Here is an 18,845-nt window from a genome sequence, read left to right on the forward strand (position 1 = left end):
CGGCGAAACGGAGGGTCAGCTCGGCCTGGTGCCCACGGTGACCGTCGTCTGCCGCTCGTTGCCGTCGCGGGAGTAGGTCAGTTGCAGCTGCTGGTCGGGTTCGGCACGGCGCAGCACGGAGAGCACGTCCTCCACGGTGTTCACGTCCTGCTGACCCAGCCCGACGATGACATCGCCCTGCCGCAGGCCCGCCTGCGCGGCGGGGCCGCCCTCCTCGACGCCGAGCACCAGCGCGCCCTGCTCGACCTGCACGTTGAACTGCTCGCGGATCGGGGGCGTCAGCCTGCCCAGCGACACGCCGAGGTACGGGTGGGTGGCGGTGCCGTCCTGCAGCAGCTCGTTCGCGGTGTCCACGGCGGTCGCCGAGGGGATCGCGAAGCCGAGGGCGACCGCGCCCGTGCTCGGCGGGATGTAGGCCTCGTTGATGCCGATCACCCGGCCCTGCGCGTCGAGCAGCGCGCCACCGGAGCTGCCCGGGGAGATCGGCGCGTCGGTCTGGATGAGGTCGACCAGCGACTGGGTCCGGCCCGCCGAGCCGGGGATCTCGCGGTGCAGGCCGGAGATGATGCCCGCGGTGACCGTGTTCTGGAACCCGAGGGGGCTGCCGATGGCGATGGCCCGGTCACCCTGGCGGGGCAGCTGCTCCCGGTACTCGGGCACGGGCAGCCCACCGCGCTCGGTGCGGAGCACCGCGATGTCGGTGACCTGGTCGGTCGCGATGACGCTCGCCGCCGACTCGGTGCCGTCGGCGTAGACGACGCGGACCTGGTCCTGGCCCTGGACGACGTGGTGATTGGTGATGACCACGTCCGGTTTGAACACCACCCCGCTGCCGACGCCGCCCTGCACCCGGACCGTGACGACGCTCGGCTCCACCCGGTCCACGAGGTCGGCGTAGCCCTGGCCGCCCGCCGACTGGCCGGGCGCGGACGTCTGGTTCTGGGTGGCGGAGGCGTCGGAGTCGTCGCCCCCGCCTCCGGTGCAGCCGCTGACCAGTACCAGCACCGCGCCGGCCGCGGCCGCGATCCATCGATTCGGCGCCATAGCGCCCGGCTACCCGAGGCGGCGCGCTCCCAATCCGGTTTCGCCGGTTTCGCCGCCGGCCTGCTCCCCCGTCTCCTCCTCCGTTTCTTCCCGGCCGCCGGGCAGGTTGTCGGGGGGCCGCACCCGCAGCAGCTTGGCGAAGGGCACGTCGGTGGACGAGTGCAGCACGATCGACAGCGCGATCGTGATCGCCACGAGGTCGAACACCTGCTCGGCGTGCGGGATCGGTGACTGGAGCGCGTGCAGCCCGTAGACCACCGAGGCGAACCCCTTGGGCCCGAACCAGGCCGCCGCGGCGCGCTCCCGCGGCGACAACCGGGTGCGCAGCATCGACAGCAGGATGGCGGTGGGCCGCACCAGGAAGATGGCGAGGCCGGCCACCGCCCACGCGCCCCAGCTCAGGTCGGTGATCCGGTCGGGCGTGATGAGAGCACCGAACACCAGCAGCGCGCCGAACTTGGCGAGTTCGGACAGCAGGTCGCCGAACGGATGGAACCGCCGGACGGCCGTGCGGTCGAGGGTCGCCAGCGTGGAGCCCGCGACGAACGCGGCGAGGTACGGGTTCGCGTGCGTCAGGTGGCAGGCCGCGTACAGCAGCACGGCGATCGCCAGCGGGCCGAGCGGCTGCAGCCGGGGTTCGGCGGAGAACACCCGCAGCCGCCACGCGTACGAGATCGCCAGCGGGATGGCGACGCCGAACAGCAGGCCGAGGGCCAGCTCACCGGCGACCTGGAGCGGGTGGGCGCTCTCGTGCGCCGCGGCGGCGATGAGCAGCAGCACGAACGGCAGGGCGAGGCCGTCGTTGAGCCCGGACTCGACGTTGAGCAGCCGCCGCAGCCGCAGCGGGATGTCCTCGCGCCCGACGATGATGGAGGCGAACACCGGGTCGGTCGGCGCGAGGATGGCGCCGATCAGGAACGCGGTCGGCCAGTCGAGCCCGGCCAGGAAGTGGACCGGCACCGCGACGCCCACCATGATCAGCGGCATGCCGAGGAGCAGCGCCCGCCCGGAGAGCCGCCAGCCCTCGCGCAGCGCCTGCACACTCACCCGCTGCCCGTCGGTGAACAGCACCGTGAACAGCGCGATGTCGGCCAGCCTGCTCACGGTGTCGAGCGAGAGGTCGACGACCCCGAACACGCCAGGTCCGAGCAGCGCCCCGGCGAGGAGGAACAGCAGTGCCGTGGACAGCACGGTCCTGGCGGCGAGCCCCGACAGCGACACGCTCAGCAGCAGCACGGCTCCGAACGCCAGCGCCAGTGCCATCGAGGCTCCTTCCGCTCGGGTTCTCCGCGGGCCCGTCACGAACCGGCAACGGATGATTCGGCCGTTCCCGTGGCGGGCATACCCCTGGTGCGCTGATGGGCAACCCTGACATGTCCGCGACATGTCCGCGTCCGGATGAGGGAGTGGAGTATCGCCGTGCGAACCGTGCTGTCCGGTGTCTTCGCCGCCGCGCTGCTGGCGGTGTCCGCCTGCGGTGACACGCAGACACCGCCCGAGGTTCCGCCCGCGCCGGTGAGCCCGTCCCCGACGAGCGAACCCGTGCCGACGCCGGAACCCGGCGAGCGGCTGACCCTCGAAGGCATCGTGCAGGAAGGGGTCGAGCCCAACTGTCTCGTGCTCATGGCCGAGCAGCGGCAGTACCTGTTGCTGGGCGGCGACGACGCACTGCAGCCGGGCGACCGGGTGGTCGTGCAGGCGCGGGCCGCGCCGGACCAGGCCACCACGTGCATGCAGGGCATTCCCGTCGAGGTGATCGACGCGCGACCGGCGTGACGCGCCGGGAGGAGGCAAGGAGGCGACAGCCGTGGCGAAGATCCGGCACAAGCACCGCGGGCAGGTTCCGCCGCCGATGGTGCCCGAGGAGCAGTACGGGCCGTGGAAGGGCATGCGCCCGCCGCACACCCACCCGTCCGCCGTGCCCGCCGACCGGTACCAGCGGCCGAGGGCGAGGAACGTGCCGTTCCGCGACGTCCTGTCCGGCTTCCCCAGCGCGATCGTGTTCCTGGTCGGGGTGTGGCTGCTGGTCGGCCAGTTCCTCATCGACCACCCCGGGACGGCGGCGGGCATCAGTTCCGTGTGGAACGACGTGGGCGTGGGCGCGCTGCTGGTGCTGCTCGGCTCGGCCCGCGCCGTCGTGCCGTTCTCGACGATGTGGGCGGGCTGGCTCACGCTGCCCCTGGGCGGCTGGCTGATCGCCGCGCCGTTCGTGCTCGGCTACCAGCAGAACGGGGACACCGCGGCGGCGATCGGCAACGACATCGTGTGCGGCGCCCTCGTCGTCGTGCTCACCGCGCTCAGTCTGGGGTGGACGATGCGTTCCCGCCGTCCGTGAGGAACGCCCACCCGCCGCCCGCTCACCATGTTTCTCACTCACGAGGGCCGGGCGGGGCGGCGCGGCGTTCCGCCCGCACGGAGTCCACTTCGGCGCCGACGAGCACCGCGAACGCCGAGAGATACAGCCACAGCAGGAGCACCACCAGCGCGGCCAGGGTGCCGTAGGTCGCCTCGTAGCGCGAGAAGTTCTCGACGTACACGGCGAACGCGGCCGACCCCGCCAGCCACAGCGCGAGGGCGGTGAACACGCCCCAGCTGAACCACCGGCGGCGGGTGTGCTCCCGGTCGGGGCCGAACCGGTACAGCACCGAGATGGCGCCGCCCAGCAGGAGCACCAGCCCGCCCCAGCGCGCGGTGTCCACGATCCAGAGGGTGTCGCCCGGCACGCGGAGCAGGTTCAGCACGATCGGGAGGACGGCCAGCGCGCCGAGGGACACCGCGGCGACCACCAGTGCGCCGAGCGTGAGCAGCAGCGCCAGGGCCCGCACGCGGAGGAAGCCACGGGTCTCCTGCTCGTTGAACGCCCGGTTCAGCCCCGAGATCACCGCGCTCATGGCGGTCGACGTGCTGGAGAGGACCACGAACACGCTGGCCACCAGGCCGAATGTCAGGCCGCCCGAACCCAGCGCCGTCACCGACTTCAGCTGCCGGTTCACCAGCCCGCCCGCGGAACCGGGGATCGCCGACAGCAGCGGTTGCAACTGGTCCCGCACGTTCTGCGGGTCCGTGACCAGCGCGTACACCGAGATCAACGCGATGAGTGCCGGTACGAGCGCCAGCAGGGCGAAGAAGGCGATGCCCGCCGCGGCCAGGGGCAGCTGGTCCCGTCCGATCTCCTCGAACAGCCTCCGCACGAACCGCCACCACCGTGCCGCCACGCGCCCCTCCTCGTTCCGCGTACCGATCGTGGCCTCGGGGTAACCCGGACAACGGGGGAGCAATCCGAAAGGAGGCCGACCTTGTCCGCTTCCGTGCAGGACCTCGAACAGTACGCGGTGGTCGCCGGTTTCGACGGCTCGGACAACGCACGGCGAGCCGTGCACTGGGCCGCCGCCGAGGCGCTGGCCCGGGACCGGTCCCTGCTGGTCGTGCAGTCGTTCGAGTGGGGGATACCGCTGATCGCCCGCGGCGCGACGAGCGCGTCCGAGTACGGCGTCGACCGGATCCGGGAGTTCGCGGAGTCCGCGCTGCGTGACCTGGTCACCGAGGTGCGCGACGCGCATCCCGGGCTGACCGTGACGTCGCAGATGCCCGACGGGGCACCCGAGGAGACCGTGCCGCTGCTGGCCGAGGGCGCCGCCGCCGAGCTGGTCGCCGTCGGCGGCTCCGGCCGGGGCGCGGTGGCCAGGGCGGCGCTCGGTTCCACGGTCGGGGAACTGGCCCGCACGCTGCGCTGCCCCTTGGTCGTCGTCCGCGACGGCGAGGGCGAGGACGTGCCCCGGTCGGGTCCCGTGGTGGTGGGCGTCGACGGGTCGGCGGCCAGCGACCGGGCGATCGAGTTCGCGCTCGACTTCGCCGCGCGGCACGGCGCGCCGGTGCGCGCGGTCCACGCGTGGTCGGACTGGCCGCTGGACATCACGGTCAGCGCACCACTCGGCCAGGTCGGGCAGGACGAGGCCACGGACGCGGCCGAGAAGCTGGCCAGGGAGCACGTCGAGACCCGGCGCGACCGGTTCCCCGACGTGCCTGTGGAGTGGCATTCGGTGGCCGACCGCCCGGGGAGCGCGCTGCTGGAGCTGGCCGGGGACGCCCGGTTGCTCGTGGTCGGCAGCCACGGCCGCGGTGCCGTCCGGCGGGTGCTGCTCGGCTCGGTGAGCAACGCCGTCGTGCACCACGCGCCCTGCCCGGTGGCCGTGCTCAGGGAACTGGCCGACACCGACGAGGAGAAAGAAAACGACGAAGGAGGTGCTCAGTGAGCACGAACCACGACGCTCCACAGCGGACGGAAGGGACCGCCCGTGCCGAGGCGCACGAGGTGGTCGGGAGCTACCGCTCCTACGCCGAGGCCGAGCGCGCGGTGGACTATCTGTCCGATCACGACTTCCCGGTGCGCCGCACCATGCTCGTGGGCCGTGGCCTGGAGATGGTGGAACGGATCACCGGCCGGTACACGTACTGGTCCGCGGCGGGCCGCGGAGCGGCGACGGGTGCCGTGGTCGGTGCTCTGTTCGGCTGGCTGTTCGGCCTGTTCGGCTGGGTGGAGCCGGTGGTCGGCTACCTGCTGCTCGCGCTCTACGGCGCCGTGTTCGGCGCGGTCGTCGGCGCGGTGATCGGCGCCCTGTTCGGGGTCGCCGCGCATGCCGCCACCCGCGGCAGGCGCGACTTCAGCTCGGTGCCCGGTTTCCGGGCGCGGTCCTACGACCTGCTGGTGGACACGGAGGTCGCCGACCAGGCCCGGCAGGTGCTCACCCGCGAGGACGCACCCGGAACCGGCTGAGGCCGGAGCTGGATCGCGCAGCAGAGGCGCCCCGGGTGTGGAAACCCGGGGCGCCTTTCGTGCGGTGGGTCACTGACCGATCTTGATGCCCGGCTCACCGAGCGAGTACTGGATGGTGTCCTTCGGCTTGGCGCCGGGGGCGTTGGGCTCGGGGCCCATCTTGCCGACCGGCAGGATGACGCGCTTGAACGTCGCCTCCAGCACCATCGCGCTGGCCGTGTACCACGCGAACACCGCCGAGGCGACCAGCACGTTGCCCGCGATCGTCTCGATGATGCCCCAGCCGCCGATCAGGCCGATCGCCAGCAGCGTCGCACCGGCCGCCAGGGTGAGCAGCACCAGGGAGAGAGCCACGTTCTCCGCCATGGCGGCAATGCCGCCGACCCAGGTCACGGCCGCGAGGCCGATGAACCAGAAGCCGAACGCCGTCGCGGCGACCGGACTGGTCGCGGGGCCGGGCAGGACGCCACCGGCAACCAGCAGGTGGTAGATCCCGTACCCGATCCAGAACGATCCCCAGGCACCGTGCATCGCGGTCGCGAGGGCGTCCCGCGCGCGGTAGGACCACATGCCGGCCAGGAACTGGGCGATACCGCCGAACGTCAGCGCGAACGACGACAGCACCAGCGGCGTGGTGGTGTCATTGCCGTACCAGCCGCCGATGTTGGCCGCGACCATGAACGTGGCGACGGCGAATCCGTAGAGGCCCAGGATCGACGGCGCCGCCACCGGGCTCAGGTTGATGTGCGTGTGGTCCTTCCAGAAGGTGAACTCCGAGTCTTCCCTCGTCTGTCCGTGACCGTTGGTCACGCTCGCACTTCGGGTCATCTGATTGCGCTCCTTGCTCTGTCGGATCGTCAGGACCCTTCTGCGCATACCCGCCGCCGCGGGAGGTAACTCGCTCCCTCGGCGCTTTTCCGATTCGTGACCTCCGGTCGCGGCCGGGACGGTCCGGAACCACACTCGAAGCGTCGGTCCCGCGCAGAGGAAGGGCGAGCGATGATGGCGGCCAAGAGCTCGAATCAGTCCAGGTCAGGCGGGCTCTACGTGCGCGAGATACGGCTCTCGCTGCGCAACAACTCCGGTGCCTACGGCTTCTCGGTGCTCATCACGTGCGCGCTGGCGATGCTGAACTCGCAGCTGGGGATGCCCGCCACCGCGCACATCTTCCTGTTCGTGGTCGGCGCCGTGGTGAGTTTCCTCGCCGTCGAGGCGCTCGCGACGAGAGGGTTCCGCCGGTCCCTCGGCGGCGACGAGCAGACGAAGGTGGTCGCCCTGGGCAGCTCGTTCAGCGTGGTCTCGATCTCCCTGGGGGTGGGCGCGACCGCCCTGTGCGGCCTGTTCCTGCCGGTCGCGCCGGCCTGGTTCGCGGGCTCGTTCGCGGCGTCCACCACCTACCTGCTGCTCAACGGGCTGGAAATGACGGTCGCCCGGCACATCGAGGAGGCCAGGGACGTCGCCTGAGGTGTAGCCGTCGCGGGATCGGGCTACCCCCCGCGACGATGAACGCCTCCAGCGGCGCCCAGCGGCGCCAGGTTCTCGCGCTGGTGGGCGCGGCGGGGCTGTGCGTGCCCGCGCTCCTGCTGCGTTTCGTGATCGGGCACGTCAGCGCGCCCGTGGGGACGCTCGCCTACGGCGCCGCGTTCATCGGCGCCGCGCTGTTGCTGGTGTGGGGCACCGAGCTCGCGCAGCTGGAGGTGCCGACCGGCCTGGCGCTCTCGGCGCTGGCGGTCATCGCGATCCTGCCGGAGTACGCGATCGACCTGCTGTTCGCGTACCAGGCCGGGCAGAACCCGGGCACGTCGTCGCTGGCGCTGGCCAACATGACCGGCGCCAACCGGCTGCTCATCGGCATCGGCTGGTCGGTGGTGGTGTTCGTCGGGGCCGTCAGTTACCACCGGGCCCGGCGCCGGGGTGCGGACGGCACGGGTGAACGCCGCTACTCCATGCATCTGCGGCGGCTGGCGACCGTGGACCTCGTGGTGCTCGCCGCCGCGTCGCTCTACATGCTGCACATCCCACTGCGGTCGACGCTCACTCTGGTCGACTCGGCGGTGTTGCTGTCCCTGTTCGGCTTCTACGTGTTCCGGCTCGTCCGGGCGCCACAGGAGGAACCGGAGTTCATCGGTCCGCCCGCTCTGATCAACCGGTTGCCGACCGCCAAGCGCAGGACGGTCGTCGTCGTCCTGATGGGATCGGCCGCCGCCGTGATCGTCCTCATGGCACACCCGCTGAGCGACTCCATCGTCCAGACTGGCCAGTTGCTCGGTCTGGACAAGTTCCTCATGGTGCAGTGGGTGGCGCCGCTGGCCACCGAGTCCGCCGAGCTGGTGCCTGCATGCCTGTTCGCGTGGCGGCAACTGCCGAACAAGGGGCTGGGCACCCTGCTGTCCTCGAAGATCAACCAGTGGACATTGCTGGTGAGCATGGTGCCCGCCGCGTACGCGCTGGCGGCGGGCAGCCTGAACGGCATGCCGATCAGCCCGACGCAGCAGCAGGCCATCCTGCTCACGTCGGCACAGTCGGTGTTCGCGATGAGCCTGCTGTTCGACCTCCGGCTGTCGGTGCCGCAGGCCGCGCTCATCCTCACGCTGTTCCTCTCCGACGTGGCGGGCAGCGTGGTCCTCAGCGATGACGCGCGTTCGGTGCTGCGGCTGACCCTGTCGGCGGTGTACCTGGTCCTCGCGGTGGCCAGGATCGCCCGGCTGCGGCACCGGATTCCCGGTGTCCTCAGGGACGGGACGCGGACCCACCCGGAGCGGCTGCTCGGGGAACGGGAACCCACGGGCTGACCGATCCGGTTGTTTCGCCCGGTTCGTACGGGGAAGGGGAACGGTGTGCGGGATGAGACGACGAACGGCGACCGCGAGGGCAGGGCCCTCACCGCGACCCGGATGGCGGCCGACGTCGTCCGGGCCGGTCTCGCCGTGGCCGCCGTGGTCGTGGCGATCCTCGGCTCGGTCGACGGCGCGGTCCGGCTCGGCGTGGCGGCGGCCGTGCTGCTGGTGCCGCGGCTCGGGAAGGTGCCGCCGCTGTTCGACCTGGCGGTGTGCCTGACGATCCCGACGGCGATGATCGCCTCGATCCTCGGCTGGTACCAGAGCGTGCCCTGGATCGACTGGGTACTGCACACAGTGGACACCGGCGCCATCGCGGCCGCGCTGCACCTGTTACTGATCCGTGCCGAGGTGTTCCCGCCGCTGCTCGACCGCGGCGTCCGGACGGTCGCGAACCCGCTGCTGACGCTGATGCTCGGCTGGACCATCGGCATGCTGTGGGAGTTCTACGAGTGGATCGGCGAGCGCCTTCTCGGCATGGAGATGGTGGTGGGCTACACCGACACGGTCGGCGACCTGCTCGCCGACGGCGCAGGCTCGCTCGGCGCGGGCCTCCTGCTGACGTTGTGGGCCACCACGATCGGCAGGCGCAGGCACCGGTGGCTGGTCGCCGCGGGTGCCGCCGACCACGGTCGTTCCCTCCGCACGTGACCCTGGAATCCGATCGAAGGAGACTCGTCATGCCACCGTATGGAAACCTGCGTCGCCGCCTCGCCGGGACCGCCGCGGCCGGACTGCTGGCCGCCGCCCCATTCGCCCTCACCGCGTGCGGTGGCGAGTCCGCCGGTCCCGAGCAGGGTGCCGATGTCGGGGACGTCGCCGGGGACGACTGGTTCGGCGACAACGAGTACGTCGGCAGGCAGGTGACCCTCAGCGCCACCGTCGACGAGGTCGTCGGACCGCGCAGCTTCGTGCTCGGCGCGCAGGACTACGGCGACGACTCCGTGCTGGTGCTGGCCCAGCGCGACGCTCCCGACGTGCAGGAGGGCAACGTCGTGCAGGTGACCGGGACGGTGCGGGAGTTCGACTACCAGAACTACGAGGCCGACTACGCGCTCGGCGCCGCCGACCTCTACGAGCCGTACGGCGGTGAGGAGTTCCTCGTCGCGCAGAACATCGACAAGTCGGTGCCGCAGGAGAACGGCACCGGCGGCAACACGGCCGGTAACACCGGCGGCAACACGGGCTGAGCGCGTCGTTGACCGAACACCGCGACAGCGGGCCCGGCCTGACCGGCGCGACCGAGCGGTTCGCCGCGCGAACCGCCGGCGCACTGGTCCTGGTCGTCGCCTGCGGCCTCGGCTTCGCCCTCCTGCTCGCTCTGCTCCGGCTGCGCTGGGCCCCGCTGCGGGACGCCGACCGGGCGGTCGCCGACCGGCTGAACCTCGTCGTGTCGGGCAACGACCGGCTCGCGTCGGCGCTCGACGCCGTGACGCGACTCGGCGGGGCGACCGTCCTCGCCTGGGTGCTCACGGTCGGCGTGCTGTACCTGCTCATCCGGCGCCTGCCGTGGGTGGCGCTCTACGTGTCGGTCACCGCCATCGGCGGGATGGTGCTCAGCACCCTGGTCAAAACGCTCGTCGACCGCATCCGCCCGGTCGTCGACGTGCCGGTCGGCACCGCGCCGGGACCGAGTTTCCCCAGCGGGCACGCGCTGGGCTCGCTGGTGGGCTACGGCGTGCTGTTCCTGGTGTTCGCGCCCGCCGTCTCCCGGCGTGTCCGCCGCATCCTCGCCGCGGTGGTGGCGCTGCTCGTGCTCGCGATCGGCTTCACGCGCATGGCGCTCGGTGTGCACTACCTCACCGACGTGCTCGGCGGCTGGCTGCTCGGGGCACTGTGGCTCACCGCGACGACGGTCGCGTTCCGCCGCTGGCTTGGCGATCTCGGCGCCCGGCGGGTGTCACCCACAGCGACGATCGGGCCCGAGGCCGCTGGTGCGGTCGAGCCGGCCCCGCGCGACCGGCCCCCCGCGCTGGCGAGCCCCGGCCGCCAGCTCGCGGCGCTCGCGGTCGCCTGGGTGCTGGTGGGCGGTGTGCTTCTCGGCGTCGGCGAATGGCTGCAGGGTGCGGGCCCCGGCCCGCAGGCCCCGGGATGGGACCAAGCGGTGTCCCGGTGGCTGGTCGGCGTGCGGACGCCGGCGCTCACCGCGGTCACCTCCTTCGTCGCCAAGCTCAGCGACACCGCGGGCATCGCCGCCGGAGCCATGGTCTTCGGTCCCCTCGCGATCGCGCTCAGCCGCAGCTGGCGGCCCATGCTCTTCCTGGCGGTCGCGCTCCTCGGCGAGGTGACGCTGTACCTGGTGGTGGCCAACGCCGTGAGCCGCGCCCGCCCGCACGTGCCCGACCTGGTCACCGGCCTGCCCGCGCAGCAGAGCTTCCCCTCTGGTCACCTCACCGCGGCCATCGCGCTGTACCTCGGTACGGCGCTGCTCGCGACGTCCGCGACCCGCGGCTGGTGGCGCTGGCCGTTCGTGGCCCTCGCCGTGCTGATTCCCCTGCTGGTGGCGTTCCAGCGGGTCTACGCCGGCGCCCACTACCTCAGCGACGTGCTGGGCAGCGTGCTGCTGGCCGTCCCGTGGACCCTGGTCGCGTGGTGGGTCCTCCGCCCCGGCGAGGCGTTCACCGGGGAGGAGTCCGCCCGGCGACGGTTTTCGAACCGCCGCGGTGGGTAGTGCCTGGGGCGTGAGTTCTACGGTGGAGACGGGAACGATCGAGACCAGAGTGCCGTCCCGGCTGGACCGGCTGCCGTGGTCGCACTTCCACTGGCGCGTCCTGATCGGACTCGGCACGGTGTGGATCCTCGACGGGCTCGAGGTCACCATCGTCGGGTCGGTGGCCGCCCGGCTGACCGATCCGGAGACCCAGATCAACCTGTCGGCCGCGGACATCGGGATCGCCGCCGCCTTCTACGTCACCGGGGCCTGTCTCGGTGCGTTATTCTTCGGGCAGCTCACCGACCGGTTCGGCCGCAAGAAGCTGTTCATCATCACCCTCGGTGTCTATGTCGCGGCCACCGTCGCCACCGCGTTCGCGTTCGCCCCCTGGTACTTCTTCCTCGCCCGCTTCTTCACCGGCGCGGGGATCGGCGGCGAGTACGCCGCGATCAACTCGGCCATTGACGAGCTGATGCCTGCCCGGGTCCGGGGACGGGTGGACCTGGTCATCAACGGCACCTACTGGCTCGGCGCCGCCATCGGCGCCGCGCTCGCGATCCTCTTCCTCAACAAGGCGATCTTCCCCGCGGACCTCGGCTGGCGGCTCGCGTTCGGCATGGGCGCGCTGCTCGGCTTCGTGATCCTGCTGGTGCGGCGGCACGTGCCGGAGAGCCCGCGCTGGCTGTTCATCCACGGCCGCGAGGACGAGGCCGAACGCATCGTCCGCGGCATCGAGGACCGGGTCACGGAGGAGACCGGCCAGCCGCTCGGCGAGCCCGACGACTCGATCACCGTGCGGCAGCGCCGCACCATCCCGTTCCGCACCATCGCCCGCACCGCGTTCAAGGTGTACCCCAAGCGGGCGGTGCTCGGGCTCGCGCTGTTCATCGGCCAGGCGTTCATCTACAACGGCATCACGTTCAACCTCGGCACCCTGTTCAACAACTACTACGGGGTGGCGTCCGGGATGGTGCCGGTGTTCGTCATCGCCTACGCGATCGGCAACTTCCTCGGTCCGGTGACGCTCGGCCGGATGTTCGACACGGTCGGCCGCAAGCAGATGATCAGCATCTCCTACCTCGGCTCCGCGCTGCTGGTGGTGCCGCTGATCTGGGTGTTCCTGGCCCAGTTCGGTGGGCAGTGGACCTTCCTCGGGTTCGTCGTGGCCACGTTCTTCCTGGCCTCCGCGGGCGCGAGCGCGGCCTACCTCACCGTCAGCGAGATCTTCCCGATGGAGACGCGGGCACTGGCCATCGCGTTCTTCTACGCCGTCGGCACGGCCTGCGGCGGGATCGCGGGCCCGCTGCTGTTCGGGCAGTTCATCGACTCGGGTGACCGGACGCTGGTCGCGATCGGCTTCGCCATCGCCGCGGGTGTCATGGCCCTCGGCGGCGTCGCCGAGCTCGTGTTCGGGGTCCGCGCCGAGCAGAACTCGCTCGAGGACATCGCCAAGCCGCTCACCGCCGAGGAGGCCGAGGAAGGCGGCGGCGAGCGGGCACGCCCGGAGGGGAAGCCCGACGAGGAGGGAGAAGAACCCGGGGACGAGCTGGAGGCCGAGCGCGGGCGGCGGGCGGAGGCCGAACGCAGGGCCGACGTCGCCGAGCGCGCCGCCGAACGGCGGCAGGCCGACGCCGACCGCGCCCGGCGCGCCCTGGAACGCGCCGAGCGCAGGCAGGCCCGCTGGCGACCGGGTCCCGGTTCGCTGGTCGGCTCGTGGGGGCTCGGCGTGGACCCGGGTCACGCGGCCGCCGCCGACGAGGCGCTGGAGCTGGAGATCGAGATGATCGACCACGCGCTGCGCGAGCACGGCCCGACGCGGCGGGACGCGCTCGCCGAGATGGTCGGCGCGCGCTACTGGGGCCCCGGCCGGTTCGGCTCGGCTCTGCGGGCGGCTGTCGACGAGGGCCGGGTGCGCAGGTTCTCCCGGCGGGTGTACGGCCCGGCGGGCGATCACCAGCGCGCCCGGAGGTGATGGTTGGTGTCGTGGCCGGTGCTCGCCGAGGTCACCACCCCGGCGAACCTGATGGCGGCACGCACACAGATGGCGCTGTCGCTCGGCTGGCACATCATCATCGCCTGCTTCGGCGTCGGCATGCCCGCCATCACGGTCTTCGCCGAGTGGCGCGCGCTGCGCACGGGCGACGAGACCTACCGGCTGCTCGCGCACCGGTGGGCCAAGGCGATGGGCGTGCTGTTCGCGGTCGGCGCCGTGTCCGGCACCATCCTCAGCTTCGAGATGGGTGTGCTGTGGCCCGGCCTGATGGAGACCTACGGCCAGGTGATCGGGCTGCCGTTCACCCTGGAGGGGTTCGCGTTCTTCATCGAGGCGATCTTCCTCGGCATCTACCTCTACGCCTGGGACCGGCTGCCGCCGAAGACCCACCTGCTGACCGGGATCCCCGTGTGCGTGGCCGGGGTCGCCTCGGCGTTCTTCGTGGTGTGCGCGAACGCGTGGATGAACCAGCCGCGGGGCTTCGACCTGGAGAACGGCATTGTCACGGAGGTCGAGCCGTGGGCGGCCATGTTCAACCCGGCCACTCCACCGCAGACCGTCCACATGATCCTCGCGGCGTTCCTGGTCGCCGGGTTCGGTATGGCGAGTGTCTACGCGGTCGCCATCCTGCGTGGCCGGAACGACCGCTACCACCGGCTCGGTTTCGCCATCCCGTTCACCGTCGCCGCCGTGCTGACGCCCGTGCAGATCGGGGTGGGGGACTGGGCCGCGCACTTCCTCGCCACCAACCAGCCGGTGAAGCTGGCCGCCATCGAGGGGCTCTACGAGACGTCGCAGGGGGTGCCGCTGCGGATCGGCGGCTTCTACTCCGACGGCGAGATGCACTACGCGCTGGAGATCCCCAACCTGCTCTCGCTGCTGGCGCACTGGGATCCGAACGCGACCGTCCTCGGGCTCGCGGAGGTGCCGCCCGACCAGCGGCCACCGGTCAACATCGTGCACTGGGCGTTCCAGATCATGGTCGCCATGGGCTTCGCCCTGCTGGCACTCGGTGCGTGGGCGCTGATCGTGCGGTGGCGGCGCAAGCGGCTGCCGGAGTCGCGCTGGTTCTACCGGTGCGCCGCCTTCTCCGGGCTCGCGTCGGTGCTCGCGCTGGAGGCAGGCTGGGTGACCACCGAGGTGGGCAGGCAGCCGTGGATCGTCTGGGGTGTCATGCGGGTCGAGGACGCCGTGACCCCGGTGCCCGGCCTCGTGGCCGGGCTCGCCGTGGTGACCGGGGTGTACGTGCTGCTGACCGTGGCCACAGTGGCTGTCCTGCGCAGGCTCGCGAAGGCACCGCTGCCGCTGGCGCCGCAGGAGGCCGAGACCGGTGACACCGAGCGAGGTGAACCATGACGCTCGCCGACTGGCTGATCGGGCTCATGTGGGTGGCGCTCACCGCCTACGTCGTGCTCGGCGGGGCCGACTTCGGCGCCGGCGTCTGGGATCTGGTGGCGGGCGGCGCCCGGCGCGGCGCGAGGCAACGGGAGCTGATCGAGGACTCGATCGGTCCGGTGTGGGAGGCCAACCACGTCTGGCTCATCTTCGTCATCGTGCTGTGCTGGACGGGTTTCCCCGCCGTGTTCGCCTCCGTGTCGTCCACGATGTACATCCCGCTGACCCTCGCGGCGCTGGGGATCATCGCGCGCGGCGCGTCGTTCGCCTTCCGCAAGGCGAGCACACAGCTGGGACACCGCAGGCTCTACGGCGCCGCGTTCGCGGGGTCCTCCGTGCTCACCCCGTTCTTCCTCGGCACGGTGGCGGGCGGCATCGCCTCCGGCCGGGTGCCGCGCGGGCTGGCCGAGGGCGATCTGGTGACCAGCTGGTGGAACCCGACGTCGGCGCTGGCCGGGGTGCTGGCGGTCGTCGTGTCCGCCTACCTCGCCGCGGTGTTCCTCTGCGCGGACGCCCGGCGCGCGGGCTCCGTGGAACTGACCGGCGCGTTCCGCAGGCGGGCACTCGGCAGCGGCTTCGCGGCGGGTGCCGTGGCGCTGGGCGGGATCGTCGTGCTGCGGTACGACGCGCCGTTCCTGTTCAGCGGCCTGACCACGGTGGCGCTGCCGGTGGTGGTGCTGTCCGCGGTGGCGGGGCTGGTGTCGCTGGCCCTGCTGGCCCGAGGGCACTTCGCGGTGGCCAGGGTGCCGGCCGCCGTGGCGGTGGGTGCGTTGCTGTGGGCGTGGGCGGTGGCGCAGTACCCGCTGCTGCTGCCGCCGGACACCGCGATCGACGACGTCTCCGCCCGCCCCGAGGTGCTCGCCGTCACGCTCGGTGTCTCTGCCGTCGGCGCGGTGCTGCTCGTGCCCTCACTGGTGTGGCTGTTCGTGCTTTTCCAGCGCCCGGCTCGTGAGTGAGAAACGCGGTGAGAACAACGTTTCTCACTCACGAGCGTGTTTGGCCACGGCGACCACGATCGCCCGCAGCGCGGTGGTGGCGGGCACCGCGAGCAGCACGCCGACGATCCCGCCCTCGATGGCGCCGATGGTCAGCACCACCAGGACCACCGCGGGGTGCAGCTTGATGAAGTTGCCCTGCAGCAACGGCTGCAGCACCTGCCCCTCCAGCTGCTGGACGGCGAGCACGACACCGAGGATGATCAGCGCGGCGACCAGGCCGTTGCTGACCAGTGTCACCGCGACCACCAGGAACCCGGACACGAGCGCGCCCACGTACGGCACGAACGCGCCGAGGAACACCACGGCGGCCAGCGGGACCGTGAGCGGCACCCCGACGGCGGCGAGCCCGATGCCGATGCCGACCGCGTCGATGAGCGCGATGAGCGCGGTCACCCGCACGTACAGCACGACGCTGCGGTAGGCGCCGCGGCCCGCGTCGTCGATGATGTCCCGGGTGCGGGCGCGCCACGGCACGAGCAGGAACCGCCACATCCGTGGCCCGTCGTAGAGGAACATCACCAGCAGCACCAGCGCGAGCACCAGCCCGGTGACGAACTCGCCGACCGTGCTCACGGCGCCGAGCGCCTGGGAGGCGATCGGGCCCTGGTTGCCCTGCAGCCAGTTCTGCGCTCGCTGCAGCAGGTCGCCGCCCAGGTTCAGCGGGGTGTTGCGCAACCATTCCTGCACCTGCTCGACGCTCTGCGCCACGCTGCGGCGCAGCTCGTCGATACTGCCGAGGATCGCGAACACCACGAACGTGACCATCCCGCCCACGACCGCGATCCCGGCCAGGAGCGTCGCCACCACCGCGAGCCCCCGGGGCCAGCGGTGCCGGTGCAGCCAGCCGACCATCGGCTCCATCAGCGCGGTCAGCAGCAGCGCCACGGTGACCGGGATGAGGACCAGGCTCAGATACTTGATCAGGCTGTGCAGTGCCCACAGGGCGAGGAACAGCAGCAGGAACTGACCGGAGACGATCGCGGCCGTGCGCAGCGTCGACCTGGTGAGGCGCACCGGGTTGGACTCGGGATGTGGCTGGCGCACGTCAGGACTCCGCGGCGGGGAGCTCCCAGAAGCTGGGGCCCACCGGTCCGGTGAAGTCGCCCAGCGCGTAGAAGAAGCCCTCGTCGTCGACGTCGATCGGCAGCTGGGGCAGTGGCCGGGCAGCGGGGCCGAAGATCGGTTTCGCGTGCCGGTTGAGGTCGAACTGCGACTGGTGGCAGGGGCAGTACGCGCGGTTGGTCTGATCCTCGAACAGGTTGACCGCGCAGCCGACGTGCGTGCACACGCGGGAGAAGGCGTAGTAGTCGCCCCAGTTCATGCCCGCTCGGTCCGGGCGGTACTCGATGTCGTCCTCCGGCCGGAAGCGGTACAGCGTGGCGGGGTTGTCGGCCTGGTTCAGCGCCGCCCGCAGCTTCCTCGGGTTGCCCCGGTCGGACTCCCGGAACGGGAACACCGCGAGCAGCCCGCCGGGCGCGATGTCGGCGGGCCGCACCAGCACGACCTCCTCCGGGTCGGTGGTCTCGACCCGCAGGTAGACCTTCTCGCCGTCGTGCGGGTACCACCCGGTGTGCCACAGGGTCTCCAGCCGGTCGGCGCGAGGGCCCTGCGCGTCCCACGGGTTCTCGATGAACCCCGCCACGCCGATCACGCCGACGCTCGTGCCGAGCACACCGGCGCCGAGACCCATCGCCTTGCCGACCGCCGAGCGCCTGCCGACCTGCCTGCTGGACCCGATCCCGACCTGCTGCGCGGTGTCCAGGACCATCGCCGTCATGGTGGCCCGGTCCTCCTCGCTGGACGGGCCGGGCAGCTTCCGTTCCTGGACGGCGGTTTCCTTCGGCAGGAGCAGCTTGACATGCAGGATGAGCGCCGCGGCCACACAGGCGACGGCGAGGCCCAGGAAGAGGCCGAGCAGCGGGGTGTAGAGCGAGTAGTGGAAGTGGCCCTCCTCGCCGGGGAAGACGTAGCGCCACGGCCAGAACACGAAGATGCCGACGGCGACGAGCGAGAACACCGCGCAGAGCAGCCACAGGGTCACCACGAGCCGGCGCGACCGGTTCTCCTGCCTGCTCCCGGGGGTGAACCGAGGTTCGTACTCCTCGATCTCGACCCCGTCCTGCTCGGCGCCCTGACGCAGCAGCTCCGCGCGCCGGTCGCGGTCGGTGGCGTGGTTGGCATCGCCCATCGGCCCTCCCTGCGTCCGTGCCTCACCCGTGCCGATCTCGCGCGCGACGGATGACCTCGCCGGTGCCGGGGTAGCCACTCGCCATGATTCGAAACCACGGCCGCCGAACGATGCTCGCCACCGGGCTCGCCGCGGTGCTGATCGGCTCGCTGGCGTGCGGAAACCCGCAGAAGCGGCTGGAGTCCGGGCCGGTCGGCGCCAACGCGAGTGCCCACACGATGGAGGTGCTGAACGCCTACGTCGAGCCGCCCAAGGGCAGCGCCTACCACCCCGGCGAGGACGCCATCGTCTTCTTCACCCTCTACAACAACGCCGACGTGCCGGACGAGCTGCGCAGCGTGGAGACAAGCAAGGCGACCGAGGTGCGGATCAAGTGGGACGCCGACTGCGACGGCAGCGCCGAGCCCGCCGCCTTCCTTCCGGTGCACCCGAACGGCACGGTGCCCGAACCACCCGAGGGCGGGCCGGGCACCGCCTACCACCTCGAGCTGTTCGGGCTCGAGGAGGAAGTCCGGGAGGGCACGACCATCCCGCTGGTGTTCACGTTCGAGAAGGCGGGTGAGCTGACCGTCGACGCTGTCGTGCCGCCCGAGGAGAGCTTCGAGGCCCCGCCGAAGGGCTGCGAGCCGGGCGTGGTGACCGAGACACCGACGGAGACCACGGAAACAGCGACGACGGAGCCGACCGAGGTGCCGGACAGCCCGGAGCCGGAGGGCACGCCGTGAGCGCGCGCTGTGCCGTGTTCGGGCACCGCTACCGGTTCCGGGCCGAGGGACCGACGATGACCTGGACGTGCGAGCGGGGCTGTGCGGTGGGCGGCAGCAAGACCTACCCGTCCGCGGCCGAGGCGAGCCGGTACGCCACCGCCTTCGACCGCGAGGACGGGGGCGCGCTCGGCCGCCGCGCCCCGCTGGGCCTGTTCCCGCTGCGGCTGGCGAGGCTGCTCCGCGGCCGGCGGTAGTT

At 71.7% G+C, this 18,845-nt stretch carries 20 protein-coding genes; 14 read left to right on the forward strand and 6 right to left on the reverse strand.

Annotated features, from left to right (window positions below; translation table 11 throughout):
* Positions 1-15: 15 nt before the first annotated feature.
* Both B0I33_RS28610 and B0I33_RS28615 read right to left on the reverse strand, forming a co-directional pair.
* Positions 16-1,044 (reverse strand): S1C family serine protease, encoded by a 1,029-nt coding sequence (locus B0I33_RS28610; RefSeq protein WP_106182290.1) that lies wholly within the window; start codon positions 1,042-1,044, stop codon positions 16-18.
* 9 nt (positions 1,045-1,053) lie between these two features.
* Positions 1,054-2,307 carry a cation:proton antiporter gene (locus B0I33_RS28615; protein ID WP_106182292.1) on the reverse strand — a complete coding sequence of 418 codons (1,254 nt, stop codon included), beginning with the start codon at positions 2,305-2,307 and terminating at the stop codon, positions 1,054-1,056.
* A gap of 156 nt (positions 2,308-2,463) precedes the next feature.
* On the opposite strand from B0I33_RS28615, the gene B0I33_RS28620 reads away from it, so the two are divergent.
* Entirely contained in the window at positions 2,464-2,820 is a 357-nt protein-coding gene (locus B0I33_RS28620) for a hypothetical protein (protein WP_106182294.1), read from the forward strand.
* A 31-nt stretch (positions 2,821-2,851) separates the two neighbouring features.
* Complete coding sequence (locus B0I33_RS28625; RefSeq protein WP_245901153.1) at positions 2,852-3,379, forward strand: SPW repeat protein; 528 nt, start codon at positions 2,852-2,854, stop codon at positions 3,377-3,379.
* Positions 3,380-3,413: 34 nt separating this feature from the next.
* Here B0I33_RS28625 and B0I33_RS28630 read toward each other — a convergent pair whose 3' ends face one another.
* The gene (locus B0I33_RS28630; RefSeq protein ID WP_181193488.1) at positions 3,414-4,259 is read right to left on the reverse strand and encodes a YihY/virulence factor BrkB family protein; all 846 of its coding nucleotides are present in this window, start codon (positions 4,257-4,259) and stop codon (positions 3,414-3,416) included.
* An 81-nt stretch (positions 4,260-4,340) separates the two neighbouring features.
* Between B0I33_RS28630 and B0I33_RS28635 the strand changes: the two genes are divergently transcribed.
* Entirely contained in the window at positions 4,341-5,297 is a 957-nt protein-coding gene (locus B0I33_RS28635; protein ID WP_106182295.1) for a universal stress protein, read from the forward strand.
* The gene (locus B0I33_RS28640; RefSeq protein WP_245901155.1) at positions 5,294-5,818 is read left to right on the forward strand and encodes a YflT domain-containing protein; all 525 of its coding nucleotides are present in this window, start codon (positions 5,294-5,296) and stop codon (positions 5,816-5,818) included. The genes B0I33_RS28635 and B0I33_RS28640 overlap by 4 nt, the downstream gene beginning before the upstream one ends.
* A gap of 69 nt (positions 5,819-5,887) precedes the next feature.
* Here B0I33_RS28640 and B0I33_RS28645 read toward each other — a convergent pair whose 3' ends face one another.
* A complete protein-coding gene (locus tag B0I33_RS28645) occupies positions 5,888-6,646 on the reverse strand; it encodes an acetate uptake transporter (protein ID WP_106182297.1) in 759 nt (252 codons plus the stop codon).
* A gap of 219 nt (positions 6,647-6,865) precedes the next feature.
* Here B0I33_RS28645 and B0I33_RS28650 point away from each other — a divergent pair, with 219 nt between their 5' ends.
* The 8 genes from B0I33_RS28650 to B0I33_RS28685 are packed head-to-tail and all read left to right on the forward strand — an operon-like array spanning position 6,866 to position 15,652.
* A complete protein-coding gene (locus B0I33_RS28650; protein ID WP_245901157.1) occupies positions 6,866-7,282 on the forward strand; it encodes a hypothetical protein in 417 nt (138 codons plus the stop codon).
* 38 nt (positions 7,283-7,320) lie between these two features.
* Entirely contained in the window at positions 7,321-8,610 is a 1,290-nt protein-coding gene (locus tag B0I33_RS28655; RefSeq protein ID WP_106182298.1) for a sodium:proton exchanger, read from the forward strand.
* Positions 8,611-8,655: 45 nt separating this feature from the next.
* Positions 8,656-9,306, forward strand: coding sequence for a DUF2238 domain-containing protein (locus B0I33_RS28660; protein ID WP_106182300.1), 651 nt, complete (start codon positions 8,656-8,658; stop codon positions 9,304-9,306).
* Positions 9,307-9,335: 29 nt separating this feature from the next.
* A complete protein-coding gene (locus B0I33_RS28665; protein WP_106182301.1) occupies positions 9,336-9,845 on the forward strand; it encodes a hypothetical protein in 510 nt (169 codons plus the stop codon).
* Between the two features lie 8 nt (positions 9,846-9,853).
* The gene (locus B0I33_RS28670) at positions 9,854-11,326 is read left to right on the forward strand and encodes a phosphatase PAP2 family protein (protein ID WP_106182303.1); all 1,473 of its coding nucleotides are present in this window, start codon (positions 9,854-9,856) and stop codon (positions 11,324-11,326) included.
* Positions 11,327-11,336: 10 nt separating this feature from the next.
* Positions 11,337-13,280: an MFS transporter gene (locus B0I33_RS28675; RefSeq protein ID WP_106182305.1), complete on the forward strand. Its 1,944-nt coding sequence runs from the start codon at positions 11,337-11,339 to the stop codon at positions 13,278-13,280.
* A 6-nt stretch (positions 13,281-13,286) separates the two neighbouring features.
* Complete coding sequence (locus B0I33_RS28680) at positions 13,287-14,657, forward strand: cytochrome ubiquinol oxidase subunit I (RefSeq protein WP_245901159.1); 1,371 nt, start codon at positions 13,287-13,289, stop codon at positions 14,655-14,657.
* Positions 14,654-15,652, forward strand: coding sequence for a cytochrome d ubiquinol oxidase subunit II (locus B0I33_RS28685; protein WP_106182306.1), 999 nt, complete (start codon positions 14,654-14,656; stop codon positions 15,650-15,652). The genes B0I33_RS28680 and B0I33_RS28685 overlap by 4 nt, the downstream gene beginning before the upstream one ends.
* A 24-nt stretch (positions 15,653-15,676) precedes the next feature.
* Here B0I33_RS28685 and B0I33_RS28690 read toward each other — a convergent pair whose 3' ends face one another.
* On the reverse strand, positions 15,677-16,738 hold the full coding sequence (locus tag B0I33_RS28690) for an AI-2E family transporter (protein ID WP_106182308.1): 1,062 nt from the start codon (positions 16,736-16,738) through the stop codon (positions 15,677-15,679).
* Position 16,739: 1 nt separating this feature from the next.
* Positions 16,740-17,882, reverse strand: coding sequence for a cytochrome bc1 complex Rieske iron-sulfur subunit (gene qcrA, locus B0I33_RS28695; RefSeq protein WP_106182310.1), 1,143 nt, complete (start codon positions 17,880-17,882; stop codon positions 16,740-16,742).
* An 83-nt stretch (positions 17,883-17,965) separates the two neighbouring features.
* Between qcrA and B0I33_RS28700 the strand changes: the two genes are divergently transcribed.
* Both B0I33_RS28700 and B0I33_RS28705 read left to right on the forward strand, forming a co-directional pair.
* Positions 17,966-18,607, forward strand: a complete 642-nt coding sequence (locus B0I33_RS28700) for a copper chaperone PCu(A)C (protein WP_106182312.1) — start codon at positions 17,966-17,968, stop codon at positions 18,605-18,607.
* Positions 18,604-18,843, forward strand: coding sequence for a hypothetical protein (locus B0I33_RS28705; protein WP_245901161.1), 240 nt, complete (start codon positions 18,604-18,606; stop codon positions 18,841-18,843). The genes B0I33_RS28700 and B0I33_RS28705 overlap by 4 nt, the downstream gene beginning before the upstream one ends.
* The last annotated feature ends 2 nt before the right edge of the window (positions 18,844-18,845 follow it).

This window comes from Prauserella shujinwangii (genome assembly GCF_003001955.1).
GTDB classification, from domain to species: domain Bacteria; phylum Actinomycetota; class Actinomycetes; order Mycobacteriales; family Pseudonocardiaceae; genus Qaidamihabitans; species Qaidamihabitans shujinwangii.